This is a genomic window from Streptococcus gallolyticus subsp. gallolyticus DSM 16831, assembly GCF_002000985.1.
In the GTDB taxonomy this organism is placed as follows: domain Bacteria; phylum Bacillota; class Bacilli; order Lactobacillales; family Streptococcaceae; genus Streptococcus; species Streptococcus gallolyticus.
On sequence record NZ_CP018822.1, the window covers coordinates 2,172,905 to 2,189,598 of the forward strand.

At 36.4% G+C, this 16,694-nt stretch carries 23 protein-coding genes; 6 read left to right on the forward strand and 17 right to left on the reverse strand.

Features of this window, described 5'->3' with window-relative positions:
* Position 1: 1 nt before the first annotated feature.
* Together pstC and BTR42_RS10785 are read right to left on the reverse strand one after the other, a co-directional pair.
* Positions 2-847 carry a phosphate ABC transporter permease subunit PstC gene (gene pstC / locus BTR42_RS10780; protein WP_009854956.1) on the reverse strand — a complete coding sequence of 282 codons (846 nt, stop codon included), beginning with the start codon at positions 845-847 and terminating at the stop codon, positions 2-4.
* Positions 848-856: 9 nt separating this feature from the next.
* Positions 857-1,726 (reverse strand): substrate-binding domain-containing protein, encoded by an 870-nt coding sequence (locus BTR42_RS10785; RefSeq protein WP_013643454.1) that lies wholly within the window; start codon positions 1,724-1,726, stop codon positions 857-859.
* Between the two features lie 240 nt (positions 1,727-1,966).
* Between BTR42_RS10785 and BTR42_RS10790 the strand changes: the two genes are divergently transcribed.
* Positions 1,967-2,266 (forward strand): YbaB/EbfC family nucleoid-associated protein, encoded by a 300-nt coding sequence (locus tag BTR42_RS10790; protein ID WP_014295271.1) that lies wholly within the window; start codon positions 1,967-1,969, stop codon positions 2,264-2,266.
* Positions 2,267-2,309: 43 nt separating this feature from the next.
* Here the strand turns inward: BTR42_RS10790 and BTR42_RS10795 are convergent, their stop codons facing one another.
* The 3 genes from BTR42_RS10795 to BTR42_RS10805 form a co-directional block, all read right to left on the reverse strand.
* Positions 2,310-3,044, reverse strand: a complete 735-nt coding sequence (locus BTR42_RS10795; protein ID WP_077497701.1) for a MerR family transcriptional regulator — start codon at positions 3,042-3,044, stop codon at positions 2,310-2,312.
* Positions 3,045-3,147: 103 nt separating this feature from the next.
* Positions 3,148-3,735, reverse strand: a complete 588-nt coding sequence (locus BTR42_RS10800) for a 3'-5' exonuclease (protein WP_009854962.1) — start codon at positions 3,733-3,735, stop codon at positions 3,148-3,150.
* Between the two features lie 72 nt (positions 3,736-3,807).
* Entirely contained in the window at positions 3,808-4,341 is a 534-nt protein-coding gene (locus tag BTR42_RS10805) for a DUF536 domain-containing protein (protein WP_009854963.1), read from the reverse strand.
* Between the two features lie 221 nt (positions 4,342-4,562).
* On the opposite strand from BTR42_RS10805, the gene aao reads away from it, so the two are divergent.
* Both aao and rpsN read left to right on the forward strand, forming a co-directional pair.
* Complete coding sequence (gene aao, locus BTR42_RS10810; RefSeq protein ID WP_077498016.1) at positions 4,563-5,735, forward strand: aminoacetone oxidase; 1,173 nt, start codon at positions 4,563-4,565, stop codon at positions 5,733-5,735.
* A gap of 130 nt (positions 5,736-5,865) precedes the next feature.
* Positions 5,866-6,135, forward strand: a complete 270-nt coding sequence (gene rpsN, locus BTR42_RS10815) for a 30S ribosomal protein S14 (RefSeq protein WP_003066499.1) — start codon at positions 5,866-5,868, stop codon at positions 6,133-6,135.
* 63 nt (positions 6,136-6,198) lie between these two features.
* Here rpsN and BTR42_RS10820 read toward each other — a convergent pair whose 3' ends face one another.
* A complete protein-coding gene (locus BTR42_RS10820) occupies positions 6,199-6,678 on the reverse strand; it encodes a GNAT family N-acetyltransferase (RefSeq protein WP_077497703.1) in 480 nt (159 codons plus the stop codon).
* A 9-nt stretch (positions 6,679-6,687) separates the two neighbouring features.
* Positions 6,688-7,713 (reverse strand): threonine aldolase family protein, encoded by a 1,026-nt coding sequence (locus tag BTR42_RS10825; RefSeq protein ID WP_077497705.1) that lies wholly within the window; start codon positions 7,711-7,713, stop codon positions 6,688-6,690.
* Between the two features lie 108 nt (positions 7,714-7,821).
* Here BTR42_RS10825 and BTR42_RS10830 point away from each other — a divergent pair, with 108 nt between their 5' ends.
* A complete protein-coding gene (locus BTR42_RS10830) occupies positions 7,822-8,223 on the forward strand; it encodes a MarR family winged helix-turn-helix transcriptional regulator (protein ID WP_077497708.1) in 402 nt (133 codons plus the stop codon).
* Here BTR42_RS10830 and BTR42_RS10835 read toward each other — a convergent pair.
* The 7 genes from BTR42_RS10835 to BTR42_RS10865 all read right to left on the reverse strand — a co-directional run bounded on the left by BTR42_RS10835 (position 8,212) and on the right by BTR42_RS10865 (position 12,607).
* A complete protein-coding gene (locus BTR42_RS10835) occupies positions 8,212-8,538 on the reverse strand; it encodes an AzlD domain-containing protein (RefSeq protein WP_009854968.1) in 327 nt (108 codons plus the stop codon). The genes BTR42_RS10830 and BTR42_RS10835 overlap by 12 nt on opposite strands.
* Positions 8,528-9,223, reverse strand: coding sequence for an AzlC family ABC transporter permease (locus BTR42_RS10840; protein ID WP_061459834.1), 696 nt, complete (start codon positions 9,221-9,223; stop codon positions 8,528-8,530). Before BTR42_RS10840 ends, BTR42_RS10835 begins: the two co-directional genes overlap by 11 nt.
* Before the next feature lie 137 nt (positions 9,224-9,360).
* Positions 9,361-9,900, reverse strand: a complete 540-nt coding sequence (hxlB, locus tag BTR42_RS10845; protein WP_012962496.1) for a 6-phospho-3-hexuloisomerase — start codon at positions 9,898-9,900, stop codon at positions 9,361-9,363.
* Positions 9,901-9,917: 17 nt separating this feature from the next.
* Entirely contained in the window at positions 9,918-10,370 is a 453-nt protein-coding gene (locus BTR42_RS10850; protein WP_077497710.1) for a PTS sugar transporter subunit IIA, read from the reverse strand.
* Between the two features lie 9 nt (positions 10,371-10,379).
* The gene (locus tag BTR42_RS10855) at positions 10,380-10,670 is read right to left on the reverse strand and encodes a PTS sugar transporter subunit IIB (protein WP_012962498.1); all 291 of its coding nucleotides are present in this window, start codon (positions 10,668-10,670) and stop codon (positions 10,380-10,382) included.
* Positions 10,671-10,694: 24 nt separating this feature from the next.
* On the reverse strand, positions 10,695-12,050 hold the full coding sequence (locus BTR42_RS10860) for a PTS galactitol transporter subunit IIC (protein ID WP_012962499.1): 1,356 nt from the start codon (positions 12,048-12,050) through the stop codon (positions 10,695-10,697).
* Positions 12,051-12,088: 38 nt separating this feature from the next.
* Complete coding sequence (locus BTR42_RS10865) at positions 12,089-12,607, reverse strand: RpiB/LacA/LacB family sugar-phosphate isomerase (protein ID WP_013643463.1); 519 nt, start codon at positions 12,605-12,607, stop codon at positions 12,089-12,091.
* A gap of 175 nt (positions 12,608-12,782) precedes the next feature.
* Between BTR42_RS10865 and BTR42_RS10870 the strand changes: the two genes are divergently transcribed.
* Entirely contained in the window at positions 12,783-13,535 is a 753-nt protein-coding gene (locus tag BTR42_RS10870) for a DeoR/GlpR family DNA-binding transcription regulator (protein ID WP_074658195.1), read from the forward strand.
* Between the two features lie 614 nt (positions 13,536-14,149).
* Here the strand turns inward: BTR42_RS10870 and tsaD are convergent.
* The 3 genes from tsaD to tsaB are packed head-to-tail and all read right to left on the reverse strand — an operon-like array spanning position 14,150 to position 16,283.
* A complete protein-coding gene (tsaD, locus tag BTR42_RS10875; RefSeq protein WP_074658198.1) occupies positions 14,150-15,160 on the reverse strand; it encodes a tRNA (adenosine(37)-N6)-threonylcarbamoyltransferase complex transferase subunit TsaD in 1,011 nt (336 codons plus the stop codon).
* Between the two features lie 9 nt (positions 15,161-15,169).
* On the reverse strand, positions 15,170-15,592 hold the full coding sequence (rimI, locus tag BTR42_RS10880) for a ribosomal protein S18-alanine N-acetyltransferase (protein WP_012962503.1): 423 nt from the start codon (positions 15,590-15,592) through the stop codon (positions 15,170-15,172).
* A gap of 1 nt (position 15,593) precedes the next feature.
* A complete protein-coding gene (gene tsaB / locus BTR42_RS10885) occupies positions 15,594-16,283 on the reverse strand; it encodes a tRNA (adenosine(37)-N6)-threonylcarbamoyltransferase complex dimerization subunit type 1 TsaB (protein WP_074658342.1) in 690 nt (229 codons plus the stop codon).
* 180 nt (positions 16,284-16,463) lie between these two features.
* Between tsaB and BTR42_RS10890 the strand changes: the two genes are divergently transcribed.
* Positions 16,464-16,694 carry a DNA-dependent RNA polymerase subunit epsilon gene (locus BTR42_RS10890; protein ID WP_009854973.1) on the forward strand — a complete coding sequence of 77 codons (231 nt, stop codon included), beginning with the start codon at positions 16,464-16,466 and terminating at the stop codon, positions 16,692-16,694.

Genomic DNA, 16,694 nt, shown 5'->3' on the forward strand with positions numbered 1-16,694 from the left:
CTTATTCCTCTTTATGCAGTAGGGAGAAACAGATATTGATAATGAGTACAAAAATAAATAGAACAACAGCTGTACCAATAAGTGCCTCTCTATGAAGCCCCGTTGAATAACCCATTTCCATAACAATATTAGTCGTTAAAGTTCTCACCCCTGATGTTAATGCCTTCGGCAATATAGCTTGATTACCTGCTACCATAATAACTGCCATGGTTTCTCCAACAGCACGCCCAAGTCCAAGAATTATTGCTGCTAAAAGGCCTCTCTTAGCAGCAGGTAAAACAACAAAAAAGATACTTCTCTCATGTGAAGCCCCTAAAGCCAAACCTCCCTCATAGTAGTGATGAGGGACAGCACGAATAGCCGTCTCAGAAACACTAACGATTGTCGGTAAAATCATAATTCCTAGAAGAATGGCTGCTGTTAGAACTCCCATACCATAACCACCGATATAATCACGAACAAAGGGAACCAAAACTACTAGACCAAAGAAGCCATACACAACTGAAGGAATACCTGCCATTAAATTAATACCTGCCTTCAATGGCTTATATAGCTTATTGGGACAAAAATATGCCATAAACACCGCAGTCAAAATTCCAATTGGAACACCAATGACTAGAGCGCCCAACGTCACATAAAGTGAGCCTACTATCATTGGCAATATCCCAAACTCATTACTAGATGGACGCCAAACCTCCCCAAATAGAAACTTTATAATACCTATTTCCTTAATCGCAGGCAGTCCATTTGAAAATAGAAAAATACAAATAAGTAAAACTGAAACAATGGAAATACAGGCGGTAAGGAAAAATACCGCTTGCATTACTTTTTCGCTTTTATGATTCATGAAATCCTCTTAATCAGATAGTTCTTTCCAAGTTGTGATCTCACCAGAGAAAATACTCTTGACTTGTTCACTCGTAAGATTATCTATCGTATTATTTTTATTGACAATAACTGCAATACCATCCATAGCAATAACCGTTGAGTTAACACCTTGTGCTATCTCGCTATCTTCTAGTTCTCGTGAAGCCATTCCGATATCTGATGTTCCATCAATCGTGTCCGTAATTCCCGTTGAAGAATCGCTTTGTTGAATTTCAATAGTAACACCAGAGTTCACCTTCGTATAGGCTTCTTTTAATTTTTCCATAACAGGTGTCACCGAACTTGAACCCGAAATAACAACTTTTCCAGAAGTAACACTCGCTTGATACGTATCCACATTGTCTAAGGGAATGTAACCATTTTCTTCAACAATGGCTTGCCCATCACTACTTAAAATGAAATTGATAAAATCTTTCGCAGCCTTACTAATATCTTCTTTGGTCACAATATTAAACGGACGTGAGATTTTATAAGAACCATCCTTTATGGTTTCTACACTAGCTTTTGTGCCATCAATTTTTAAAACTTTAACACTATCATTTAAAGAACCTAAAGAGGCATAACCGATTGCTAAATCGTCTCCTGCAACAGTTGTTAGAGTTACTGATGTTGAGTTAGTCACGATGGCATTCGCAGTTGTTAAATCAACAGTATCACCACTACTATTCTTTTCCTCTAACCCAAATAAATCTATAAAAGCACCACGTGTTCCTGAACCTTCCTCACGAGAAACAACACTGATTTGTTTGGATTCTGATGAATTTGACTTACTACAAGCTGTCAAAACAACTCCCACTCCAACAAATGCAAGTAACATTAGCATTTTCCATTTTTTCATGATATTCTCCTTTAACATCTTTATGCTACTTATTATAATGAGCAAGTATCAAATCTATTACCAAGTTTTTGTAAAATTTTTGTAAAATCATTCCAAAACTTGCTAAGAATTTCACGCCAAGCTTTTTCCAAACTTTAAGTTCTATCCGAAAGATGCTATAATGTTAATATCTTTTTTCAAGATATATCTCCAAATAAACAAGGTCTAACCCCTTGCTACGAAAGGAATCACAAAAACATTATGATGAATATGCAAAATATGATGCGTCAAGCTCAAAAACTCCAAAAACAAATGGAGAAAAAACAATCTGAACTTGCTAGTACAACTTTCACTGGAAAATCAGCTCAAGATTTAGTTGTTGTTGAGTTTACAGGTGATAAAAAATTAGTGAACATCACTTTTAAAGATGCCATTGTTGACCCAGATGATGTTGAAACACTTCAAGACATGACAACACAAGCTATCAACGATGCACTTTCTCAAATCGATGATGCCACACAAAAAACACTAGGCGCATTTGCAGGAAAATTACCATTTTAATGACATAATCAAAAAAGCTCGAACCTTTTAAGGTTCGAGCTTTTTAAGCTTCTTTTGCTGTTTCTAAACAATAAGATTTTTCATGACAATGTGGGCAAGTTAATTTTCGCGTTTTAGGAGTATGACGAGCAAATGCGAATTCCCTGTACGTTGGTTGGAAAAGTTGGTGGCAATTGGGACAGATATAAGCTATTTTACGTGAAAAATGATAAGACAATGTTAATAATGTGCCAACATACACCAAAACAATACCGATACCAACACCTTGCCAAACAACAGATTGTGGACGACTTGCAAGCCAAGCAACACAAAGAACAAAAATAAGAATCGTTGCTAGATTACTAATCCACATCCGTTTTTGCAAACGACGCCAAGCTAATTGATTTTTCATGGTAAGAGAAATGTCTGATAAAAATTCTAGCGACTGACCTGTTTGATTTTTTACCCTGTCAAGCAAGTTGACAGTAGTGTCAAGTTTGTCTTTCTTCTCAGCAAGCTCACGCTTTGTTTCCTTGATATGCTCAACAAGCAATAACTCTAAAACTTGTCTTGCATTTTCCTCAGCAAACAGCCGTTTTATCTGTTCAATTGAAAAATCAAGTTCCCGTAAAAAACAAATCATGCGCAACTGTTCTAAATCACTATCCACATAGATTCGCCGTCCACCTTCTGTCAAATCAGATGGCGACAAAATACCACGTTTATCATAATATTGGACCGTGCGAACTGAAACACCTGCCAACTTCGCCAAATCGCCAGTTGTATAAGAGCGAGACATTCCTTTCACCTCCTTTCTGCCCTTATTATAGGACATGCCCCAACGTCACAAGCAAGGGGTTACCCTAGATGATTTTTTATTTTTTGAAAAAATAGCAGAGCTTTTAGCTAAAAAAGCCACCTAAAGCTGCAAAAGGATTGTCACCATGCTCTTCTTCTTGCTGATTCAAATAAGATTTATTCTCATCAAATTCCATGAACTTTTCATAAACAAGCGCAGTCATGCGAGCATCTTCAAGTGAATTATGACCATGTCCTGAAATACCTAAAAATTCAGCAACACTTGTCAACTTGAGATTGGCAATTCCATTCAAGTCTGTGCTACGACGTTCAAAAGCTTCGTCATACAAATCAACCTTGTAAAGCTCTGTCAAGTCTAATTCATTTTCAGCAAGTAAAGGCAGGTCTGATTTTAGCGCATTATAACCAACCAAAGCAGTCTCTCCAACGAATGTTTTAAAGTCAGCAAGCACTTCATCAAGCTTTGGAGCGTTAGCAATTTTTTCTGATGTAATACCCGTCAATCCATTAATAAATGACTGCAATGGCACATCTGTGTAAACATAAGTGTCAAAGCTGTCAACTTCGTGACCTTCTTTGAATTTTACTGCTGAAACCTGAATAATATGACTTTTCTCAGCAACCGTATTAAATTCCAAATCAAATGCAATGTACTCCGCTAATTTTTCCATGATACCTCCTAAAAATGAGTTTATAAAATAAAGCTGGAACTTTTGTCCCAGCTTCCGATAAATTTCGAGTTCTTATTTTCCACCAAAAAGACGCGCTAGGAATCCCTTCGGAGCTGCTTCTTCTTGAATTTTTTCTTCTGACTTCGTTTGAATTTCTTCGACTTCAGCCTTAGCTTCATTAAGTTCAAGCTGAAGGCGCTTTGTGTCTTCCATGGCAGCAAGCGTCAATTGTTGTTGCTGATCAAGCTGCTTGTCTTTTTCGCTAATTTGCACATCTTTAACACGAAGCTGTTCATCTTTTGAAGCAAGCTGTTTATCCTTAGCTTTGAGCTGCTCATACAAACGTGTAATTTCAGTGTTTTTTTCGTCCACTAAAATTTCTAAAAGTTCGCGTTGTTTTGTTTCTTCATCAATTGGCTCATCTTCAAAAATGGTTTTTTTGTAGATTTCTTCCAATTTAATCAAGCCACTTCGGTTGACAACGGTAACTCCCTTTTCATTTTTATCGACATCTTCTTCTGGCAGACTCTTGACACGATTGTTAACCGCTTGGCGGCTAACTCCTAGAATCTCAGCCAGCTCGCTAACTGTTTTCTCAATTGCCATAATATCCTCTTTTACGTTGAAATTTCTTATGAAAAGGATAACATAACAGTCTATAATTGTCAATTTTTACCAAGTTTCTGGTGCGCTTTTTACTTGATATTAACTTGTTTTTTAGAACTACTGTCAAGTTTTTGTCATTTTCTGTAAACGTCCTGACTTTCTTTTCACAAATCCCATTACTTGCTTATCAAGATAGCAATATTTTATGCTACAATAGCTATATGAATACATACGATACAATTATCATTGGCGGCGGTCCCGCTGGTATGATGGCTGCCATTTCAAGCAGTTATTATGGCAACCAAACATTACTTATCGAAAAAAATAAACGACTCGGCAAAAAACTAGCTGGAACGGGTGGTGGACGTTGTAACGTCACTAATAATGGTACCATTGATGACCTCATGGAAGGCATTCCTGGAAATGGACGCTTTCTTTACAGTGTCTTTTCACAATTTGACAACCACGACATTATCCGATTTTTTGAAGAAAATGGCGTTGCTTTAAAAGTTGAGGACCATGGGCGTGTGTTCCCAAAAACTGATAAATCAAAAACGATTATTGATGCTCTTGCCCATAAAATCAATGAACTCGGTGGCACCGTTTTAACCAATACTGAAGTTGTTTCTGTCAAGAAAATCGACAACCTTTTCCACGTCAAATCTGCGACAGATGAGTTCATCTGTGGAAAACTCATTGTCACAACAGGTGGTAAAGCCTATCCTTCCACAGGGTCAACAGGTTTTGGTTATGAGATTGCCAGGCATTTTAAACTCAATCTTACAGAACTTGAAGCGGCTGAAAGTCCATTATTAACAGATTTTCCACATAAGGAACTTCAAGGAATCTCTCTTGATGATGTTTGTTTGAGCTATCAAAAACACCATATTACACATGATTTGCTCTTTACGCATTTTGGTTTGTCTGGACCTGCCGCACTACGCCTATCAAGTTTTATCAAGGGTGGCGAAATCATTACACTTGACCTTATCCCCAAACTATCCACAGAAGAGCTACACACATTTTTAGCGGAGCAGCGTGAGAAATCCCTCAAAAATGCTCTTAAAGTGATTCTTCCAGAACGATTAGCAAGCTTTTTAGCACAGTCATTTCCCGAAAAAGTCAAACAACTAACGCCACAACAAGAAAAAGAACTTGTGGATAACATCAAAGAGCTGCCGATTAAAGTAACTGGAAAAATGTCACTGGCAAAATCTTTTGTGACTAAAGGTGGCGTTAATTTGAAAGAAATTAATCCCAAAACCCTTGAAAGTAAGCAAGTCCCAGGACTTTATTTTGCTGGTGAAGTGCTTGATATTAATGCCCACACAGGTGGTTTTAACATCACTGTGGCGTTATGCACAGGCTGGGTCGCTGGAAGTTTACATTATTAACAATTGTTGAGAAATCCTTTTGTGGGTTTCTTTTTTAAAAAATATTTAACTAGTTAAGTTTTTTCTCTTGATTATTTCCTCAAAGGTGTTATAATAAATATCGTTAACCAGTTAAGCAAAAGGAGACATTATGGCTAAAAAATCAAAAATTGCTAGATACAACCGACAACTAAAACTCATTGAGCAATATGCCGACTTACGTCGTGAATTGAAGGCAAAAGGCGATTACGAAGCGCTTCGTAAATTGCCACGCGACTCAAATCCAAATCGTTTGAAAAATCGTGACCGCATTGACGGACGCCCACACGCATACATGCGTAAATTCGGCGTTAGCCGAATCAACTTCCGTGACCTTGCTCACAAAGGACAACTTCCTGGCGTCAAAAAAGCCAGCTGGTAATCCTCAAAAAATAGAAAGACAAAAGTTTTTATCACACAAAAAGCTGGGATGTCCCCAGCTTTTTTAGTTAATAATATAAGTATAGAAACGATTATCCACAGCTAAACGTGGAAAATCAGCAGGTAAATTTGACGATTCAATTGCTTGAAAACCAAATTTTCGGTAAAAGTGCTGAGCAGCCTCAAAATCTGTTGTTGTTCCAAGAAAAATAGCCTTCTTCTGCTCTTTTTGGCAATAAGCTACAAAAGCCTTCAATAATTCTTTTCCTAAACCTGCTTTTCTGTAATTTTTACTTACAAACATTTTCTTTAAAGCGACATTGTCTTGTTCAAGAGCCACTAAGCCAATACACCCTAGCACTTCTTTCCTCTCATTGATAGCTACCCAGAATTGACCACCTTGTTTTTGATAAGAATTTTCAATGTCCAATAAATCAGGTTGTTCCGTTAAGGAAATAGGAAGCGAAAATTCTTCTTGCTGGATAGTTAGTATCAAGTCTATCACCGCCTGATTAAACTTTGGTTCAAAAATAGATATCCGCATACCTTACCTCTATAAAACCTCTCGTAATTTATCAATATCTTCTTGCGTTGTTGACCAGCTTGTTGCCAAACGAATAACCGTATGAGTATCGTCATATTTTTCCCAGAAGCTATAAGCAAGGACTTCACCTAAAGTGGCTAATTTAGCATTTTCAATAATGATAAATTGTTGATTTGTTGGTGATTCCAGATAGAAACGATAGCCTTTTTCACGTAAAATGTCTTTTAACTGCTCTGCCATTTTAATAGCGTGCTCACCAATTTCAAAATAAAGATTATCCGTAAAGAAACGGTCAAATTGCACACCAATCAGCCAACCTTTTGCCAAAAGTGCTCCATGCTGCTTGACTGTTGTCACAAAATGTTTTGGTGTATTTTGTTTTGTAAACACGACGGCTTCACCAATAAAGGCTCCCATTTTAGTACCACCAATATAAAAGACGTCTGACAATGCAGCAATAGTTGGCAAATCGACCTCTGTCTCCTTAGCTGCCAAACCATATCCTAAACGTGCGCCATCAATAAAGAGTGGCAATTGATATTGACGACAAACATCTGAAATGGCGGTCAATTCTTCCTTGGTGTAGAGCGTGCCATATTCAGTTGGGTGAGAAATGTAAACCATCCCTGGAAAAACCATATGGTCATGGTTGCCATCATGATAAAAGTTATCCACATAAGCAGCAAGCTCAGCCGCCTGAATTTTTCCTTGATGAGAAGGAAGTGTTAGCACCTTGTGTCCTGTAAATTCAATAGCACCAGCTTCATGAGTGCTAACATGCCCCGTTTCAGCAGCGATGACACCTTCGTAAGAGGTTAACAAGCTATCGATAACCACTTGATTAGTCTGTGTGCCACCTGATAAAAAGAAGATTTCAGCTTCAGGGCAATGGCAAGCTTCTTTTATCTTTTCTACAGCCTGTGCACAATAACTATCCATGCCATAACCAGCAAGACTTTCTTGATTACTATCCACAAGCGCTTGGAGTAGCTGTGGATGAATTCCTTTATTATAATCATTTTCAAAATGTAACATATTAGCACCTCTTTTGATTGCATTTACAATAATATTGAGATTATTATATCACTTTTTATTGTAAATGCAATATTTTTTTGTTAAAATTTTTAGCAAGGAGAAACTATTATGTTTGATATTATTCGTACTATTGGTGCTGTCACGCGCACCATTCAAATTGACTCTAATAATCATTTTAAAGAACTTGGACTAAATAACAATCTATTCATCTATATTATTCGTGTCTGTGAAAAACCTGGAATGTTTTTGGGCGAGTTGGCAGACAATGTCCAAATTGACCGTACAACTGCCTTTAGAACGATAAAAAAATTAGCTACGCTCGGCTATTTTGAATTAAAGAAAGATGCTGTTAACCAGAAAATCAAACGTGTTTATCCAACAGAAAAAGCCAAGGACATTTATCCACAGCTTCACGAATATGAACAAAAGCAATCTGATTTTCTTTTATCAAACTTATCCACAGAAGAAATTGCTCAACTCAAACAATTAATGGCAAAATTAAAATATTAACCGTAAAATCGCCATGCTAACAATTCCTGTAATGACGGCATATAATAAATTTTTAGATTTTAAGGCGACATAAAAAGTGGGAAGACTGGCTAGAACTTCCAAGTCCTTTACTTGTGGCAAATGCCCAATTTCAACGTCAAAAAGGCTTGAAAACGTCAAAGCAAATAAAATGGAAACGGGCAAATATTTCAAAAAACGAATGACAATTTCGGGCAAGCCTTTATATTTTACCAAGATAAAAGGGGCAACTCGCGGAACCCACGACACAACAAATCCTAAAAGAATGGCTACCAAAACATAACTACTAACGCTCATCCAACATTACCCCCACACTACAACCAATTAACGTTGACACTAAAACCGCTAAAGCACTTGATAGAAAAACAGCGCAGACTAAAAAACTAATAGCCACAGCTGCTAGTACAAGCAATAGTTTTTTAATGCCTTCACTCAACATCGCATCAAATTGAAAGACAAGTAAACCAATAAACATACCAATCAGAGCAAAATCAAGCCCAAAACTTTCTGGATTGGGGATAATACCTCCTAGGAGTGTCCCTACAATTGTGGATAAAACCCATGCTGCATAACTCAGTAAATTATTACCATGCATCCAGCTAGCTGCAATTGATTTATTGTGAACATTTTCTCCCAACAAAACACCATAACTTTCATCTGTAATTAGGCTAGCTATCCCAATGTTATTGAGGAAGCTTGTTTTGGTAAAAATAGTTGTTGCATGCAAACTCATCAACATATTACGCAAATTAACTAAAAAAACGGTCAACGTTACTGAAGCCAAATCAGCATGAGCAAGCAACATGGCACACATGGCAAATTGAGCTGAACCACCATAGACCAAAAGACTCATCAAGCCAACTTCTAAAGCTGATAATCCTGAAGCAGACGCCACAATTCCAAAAGCTAATCCAATCGAAATATAACCCAAAGCCGTTGGAAGCGCATCTTGAAGCCCCGCTTTAAACCCTTTTTCCTGCATACAAACTCCCTAAATATAGTAACATCAATCAGAAAACATCTAAGTTCTCTACCATTTGGACAATTAAATATTAGTTACCATTATAAAACACCCTTGCATAGCTTGCAAGGGTATTTTGGGATTTAGAACGGAGATTATTATTCTAAATTTGCATGACGTTTTACCATGCTTTCATTAGATTCGTTTAAAATCTTCATTAATTTTAAAATAAGAATATCATATAAAACCAGACTAGATTGTTCAAATACTGAACCCATAGGTTGTTTTCCAACTTGCTCACTAGCTTTATTTTGAGCAGGAATCACCAAAACTAAATTTGATAATCTCCCAATTGTAGATGATAAATTTGTTGTAATAAGAGCTGAATCTAACGATAACGTGTTAGCTTTTTTTATCAATGAAACTAAACTATCTGTTTCTCCAGAACCAGAGCCAATAATCACTAAATCATTTGGCTGTGTGTGGGGGGAATTAATGTCTCCAACAACGCTTACTGATAATCCTAAATGCATTAACCGATTAGCAAATGCACGAATCATCAAACCTGACCTTCCCATACCTGCTAAAAAAATATGATGTGAATTTACAATTTTATTCGCCAAATCATCCAATTTCTCATCGTCAATCTGATTTACCGCTTTTTCAATATCAGATAGAATAATTTGAGATTCTTCCATTTTGTCTACCTCAACTTTTAAGAATCTAGTTTTGCTTTAATGTCACTAGCTACTTCTTCAACACTATTTTTTTGGCATTTCTTAATAAACACGTCATCTTGAAAAAGAGCAATCACTTTACGTAAAACTGCAATATGCTGTTTTCCTGATGACAAAGCTAGATTAAAAACTAATGTAACGTCAACTTTTTGATTCTTATCTTCCATTAATCCAAAAGCAACTGGTTTTGATAAACGTACAACACTTACGCTATCTTCAGTCACAAAATCAGAATTACCGTGCGGCATTGCTACGCCTTGTCCACTTGCCAACGATAAACCTGTGGGAAAATCAACCTCACGGTCAATACACGCTTGAATATAGTCACTTTTAATATTATTTACTTCAAGAAGTGCTTTTCCCGCAAAACGAATTGCCGATTGATAATCGTTTACAGTTTCATCTGCATCATTCACTACAACATAAACCATAATAAACTCCTATTTAATCATTTCACCTTTAACAGCATCAAAGATTTCATCCTCACCAATACCAGTAAGTAAACCTGCTCCAACTATAACTGGAACTGTTAAACCTTCATTTTCAAGTTTTGTAGATGAAACAACTAAATCATAGCTATTGAACTTTTCAGTTGAACAATCCATGAGAGAAGCTTTATCAACTTGAACATCAGCAATTTTTTCATCTTTTAAGAAATCTTGTAAAACTGACACCATAATTGATGATGAAGCAATACCATTTCCACAAACGACAAGAATTTTTTTAGCCATAATAATTACCTCTATTTCTATTTATTAAGCATTTTCAATTTGAGCATGTTCTTTTTTCTTAAGTAGATAGCCTACTGCAACAAGAATTGCTCCAACTAAAATATAACCAATTAATCCAATATGTGATACTGCCGCAAAGAGACCTGTAAAAGGATTAGCGGATGGGTTTAAAGAAGAATACATAACACCTTCTTTAGCACCTGCACCAAATTTTTGGAAGACCTCGTTAGTTGCTGGTGTCATCCATGATGCAATATAGAGACCACCACCAAATAGAATCACTGAAGTCAACCAAGTACGAATAATATTTCCATTAAAAACAGGAACCATACACGCAATGAAGAAGACAAACTGTGATAAATCACCTAACGGCATGACTTTATTCCCAGGTAAAATGACTGCTAGAATCACCATTACAGGAATAAGAAGTAAGGCTGGAGCGATAACTGATGGATTACCAACAATAAGTGCCGTATCCATACCAACTGTAATTTCTCGGTCTGGGAATTTTTTAACCAATTTCTTACGCGCAGCATTTGAAAGCGGAACAAGTCCTTCCATCATGATTGAAGTCATCTTAGGAAGAAGAAGCATAACAGCTGCCAAATACATACCAAGCTGTAAACTTGAGATAATTGTTGTATAAGGGTTACTCCAATCATAACCAAATAATCCTAAAAGCACACCAAGAATAAAACCTACAACTGTTGGATCACCCAAGACTCCAAAACGTTTTTGGATAGACTCTGCGGTAACATTCCAATGACGCAAACCAGGAATATGATCATAAATCCAATTAAACGGGTAAGCAAATAAAAGATAAGTATTAGCAACAGGATGTGAAATGGAAACTCCTTTTGGTAACCCAAAAAATTCATTATTACGTTTTGCACCTAAATCAGCTGCAATAAGTGCCCAGACATGGAAAAGTCCTGCTGTTAAAACTCCATAAAGGAAATTACCAGAATAAACAGCCACAATTGCACCCATTGATGCATTTTGATGAAGATTAAAAACATCAACATTAACACAGTCAGTTAATTTCAAAACAAGAAGAAGAATATTAATACCAACACATAGTGGAATAATAATTGCTCCCATATTTGAACCAAATCCCATAACCGCAGTCGCAGCACCACCAACATCAATAGCACTTAAAGAAGATCCTGTCTTTTCTGCTAGTCCAGTAATGGCTGGCTCCATTTTATCTAACATGAAATTAATGACAAGAGATAAAGCAATAAAACCAATCCCAACCTTCATTGCTGATTGAATTGCTTCGGAAAGCGGTCGACGTAAAATCAGCATGAAAATCAAGAAAATTAGTGGAATAAAAATAAAATTTCCTAAATCATTAATAAAATTTGTAACAACTTCCATTTTTCTACTAGCCAGCTTATAACTAGCCTCCTCCTTTACTATTCAGGTCTAAAGCCCATGTTCCACGCGACATAATCAGGCTTTTTCAATAAACGATTATCATCAGCTTCTGCTTCCAATAAATTTTTCTTTGAATTTTCACGAGCTGTACTAAAATCAAATGGTTCATCATACCAAGCATCTACAATCTGTTTAAGATATTCAAGACCATTGACACGGCAACCAAGACCAATAACCTGTGTATTATTACTAAGTCTTGCACGCTTTGCTGAGTAAGGATTCGTTACAGCTGTCGCTCTAATTCCCCAATGTTTATTGATTTGACAAGTAAAACCAATTCCAGTACCGCAGATGTAAATTCCTAATCGACATTTGTCACGTTGAATAACCTCAGCCATTTCATCCGCCAGAACTGCAAAAGTATTGACACCATCTTCTGGGATTTTTACAGGATCATAAACTATCTCAGCATTTTTTTCTTCGATAAGATAGTTTTTGAGAGCTTCTTTTGTTTCAAATCCCAAATCATCACAGGCAATTGCGATTTTTGTTTTCATTTGTTACCTCCTCGTAATCGCTTTCTTTTTTATATCTGTATTTTAGCATTGGTTTTAGTTGGTGTCAATAGTTTTTTATTGGTTTTTATTATTTTTTGTTGGCTTTTAAAGTAAAATACTTGTTTTTTATTGGTTTTACTATATAATTATCTTTAGAAACAAGCGAGGTTAAACTATGTTATTAGAAAAAAGACGTCAACTCATTCTTGATGAATTAAAAAATAATGGAACTGTCTATGTCAGCAAATTATCTGAACAATTTGAAGTTAGCTATGAAACAATTCGCAAAGATTTATCCTATCTGGAAAAAAAGGGACTGCTTATAAAAAGCCATGGTGGGGCTATTTTAAAACAAAATGCTATCGAATTATCTTACAACACACGTGAAAAAGAAAATACTTCTGATAAAAAAAGAATCGCCCAAAAAGCCCTTGAACTCATTCCAGACAATGCTTCAATTATCATTGGTACAGGTAGTACAACTGTTGAATTAGCTTATTTATTAGCTCAAAAATCTGGCTATAAAATTTTTACAGATTCTTTACCTGTTACAAATGCTTTGGTTAATTCAGATAATCAGCTATTCTTTTTTGGTGGAGAATTTCGTCCTAAAAGCTCATCAGTCTTCGGAGGATGGACCATTTCACAAATCAAACAAGTCTTCGTTGATATCTGTTTCCTTGGTTCAGATGGTTTTTCAAATATTGATGGTCCTTCAAGCCCATCTTCTTCAGATGTGTCTATTGACCAAGAAATAATAAAACAAGCCGATAAAGCTTTCATTTTAGCTGATTCTAGTAAATTTGAAAGAAAAAGTCTCTATAAAATTTGTGACTGGTCAGATATTACCGCTCTAATTACAGATTCAGATGCTGACGAAGCCAAACGTTCAATTATTGAAAAAGAGACAACCGTTATTCTGGCATAACAAATAAAAGTCCCTAGAAATTCTAGGGACTTTTATTCCAATCAGAAATTATTATACCCAAAAAAAGACTAAACATTGATTACTCGATTAATGTAATCATCTACTGCCATGATAAAGACAAATTCACCTTGAAGTGATGCAACTTCTCTGGTTCCAATAATTCACCAGATAAATTAGGGAATGAAAAGGTTACTGTAGTATCCAACCATCAAATAACGTCAAATTCCAAATTTCCTGCCATGCGAGTCATTGTTGAAACACAATGTGACAAAGTAAAACCAACTATAACCAATTATGAATTTCTTTTTCTGTTAAGTATGCTTCTAAAGATGCTCCTATAAAAGCACTATTAACTTGCTTTTCAAATACCGGCTCATCACCTTTCGGCTCAAAGTCAACCATTATCTCACAGTCAGTATATTACAACGTGGTTAACAGGTTGTTTATTTTGTCTAAAATAGTTTACTATTTCTGAAATTCTTTTCTCAGCGTAAGGGTCATAACGTTTCCCAAACGTTTCAGATAAAAAGCCGTTTTGAATATCAATCAAAATAAAGCCGTTTTCATTCCTTTTTACCTTCTATTTAGACATTAGTTTACAGGAAAATAATCCCCTAATCCAAACTATCAAAAGCTAAACTTGGTTTAGCGTTTAAGTCTAAGTCAGCAAAGTGTCCTTTATCGTATTCAATCGCTGCTGCTAGCGAAATCATGCCAGCATTATCGCCACAAAGGCGTAATGGTGGAATAACAACTTCTGCTTCTGTAATTTCATCTGCCAAACGTTCACGCAAGCCTTGATTAGCAGCCACACCACCAGCTACAACGAGTGTTTTGACAGGATATTTTTCCAAAGCTTTTTTTGTTTTCGCCATCAAAACATCCAAAACGGCAGCTTGAAATGATGCTGATAAATCTTCTTTTGAAAGTGTTTCACCTTTTTGCGCAGCATTATGGTGTAAATTAATAAAAGCTGATTTCAAACCTGAAAATGAAAATTCGAGGTTATCTTCTTTAATCATGGCACGCGGAAAATCATAAATATCCTTTCCTTGATGTGCCAATTGGTCAATTTCACGTCCAGCAGGATAAGTCAACCCCATGACACGACCAACCTTGTCATATGCTTCACCAACAGCGTCATCACGCGTTTCACCGACAATTTTATAATCGCCAGGTTCAGACACATAAACCAATTCTGTGTGTCCACCAGAAACCAATAATGCCATTAATGGATAAGCTAATTCTTTGACTTGACGAGCTGCCATCAAGTGCCCAGACATATGATTAACAGGAATCAATGGCAAATGGTTCGCCCAAGCAAAAGCTTTAGCAGCAGCCATCCCCACTAAAATCGCTCCAACCAAGCCAGGACCGTAAGTTACAGCAACCGCATCAAGGTCACTCACTTCAATTCCTGCCGTATCCAAAGCATCTTTGAAACACGTTGTAATCACTTCGACATGGTGACGACTAGCAACCTCTGGCACCACGCCACCAAAACGCTTGTGACTTTCAATTTGACTAGCAATAATATTGCTCAAAATCTCGCTTTCATTTTTTAAAACGGCAACACTTGTTTCATCACAAGAGCTCTCCACAGCTAAAATATATCTATCTTTCATTTATCTTTTTTACCTCTCATTACCTTCACGCTTCATAATAATCGCATCCTCAATTGGATTATGGTAATATCGCTTACGCTCACCAATCACCTTAAATCCAAATTTTTGGTACAAAGCTTGCGCAGAAGTATTTGATGCTCTCACTTCCAAGAAAATTGGAAAGTCAATCTGGTCTAAATTGGTCAATAACTGACTACCTAAACCACAACCTTGATAAGCTTTCTTAACCGCAATATTTGTGATTTCTAATTCGCCAACAAGTTGCTGAATTGCAAGAAAACCAACCATTTCCTTGTCTTTTTCCACAAAAAAATAATCCACACTATCCTGCTGCATATCTGCTAAAATTTGCTTTTTTGTCCATGGTGACACTTCATAGACATCAGACAAGATAGCATAAACAGCAGTCACTTTTTCTGATAAATCTTTCATGTTAGATACGTTTGACATAATCTGCAGTTGAATCTTCTTTATGCGTTTTAAGCCAGTTTTCCTCTGCTTCCACACGTTTGAGATAATTTGGTACAAAACTGTCAACATCAGCTGGTTCAAGACTTTGACCATATTTTCCAATAGCATAAGCTGATGGCAAAACAGGTAAAATAACAGCTTGTGGTAGAGCTTCTTCAATCTGGTCGCGGAAATTATCCACTTCACCAACAAACATAACCTTAGCTTCAGCCTTAACGGCTTCTAAAACAGCTGTAAAACTCATGTGTTGGTCTGCTTTAACAAGCTGACCATTTTTATAAAAACCAGCATAAACATTATTACGACGGGCATCCATGATAGGAACAACCAAGCCATCAAAATCAGCTGCCGCAGCAAGTGCATACAGACTTGACACCCCTACTAACTCAATATTTAACGTATATGCCAACGTTTTAGCTGTCGCAACCGCCACGCGCAAACCAGTATAAGACCCTGGGCCTTGCGCTACAACAATTCTACCTAAATCACTTGGTTGCAAATCCACAGATGCCATCAAAAAATCAATCGCAGGCATTAATGTTATACTGTGATTTTTTTTAATATTGACCGTTACATCAGCTAACAAATTCTTGCCATCTAAAATGGCAACAGACAAAGCCTTACTTGAAGTATCAAAGGCTAAAACTTTCATCATTTAAATTCCCTCACTTGATTCTACCTCTTATTTTATGATATAATTTTAATAATTGCAACGAATCAAGGTTAAATCAATTACTCGTAAAAATTTCATAGATGTTTGTCAAGTAGATGTAAAGCTATTTGGCAGGTTTTTTGTAGTTTGATTAGCCACAGGTATAAAGAAAGGAAAACTATGATTTATAAAGTTTTTTACCAAGAAACAAAAGAACGTAACCCACGCCGTGAGCAAACTAAAGTGCTCTACTTAGACATTGATGCCACAACTGAACTCGAAGGACGCATCAAAACACGCAAACTCGTTGAAGAAAAAACACCTTACAACGTTGAATTTATTGAACTTCTATCAGATAAACACCTAGCTTACGAAAAAGAAACAGGTGTCTTTAAATTAACGGAGTTATAA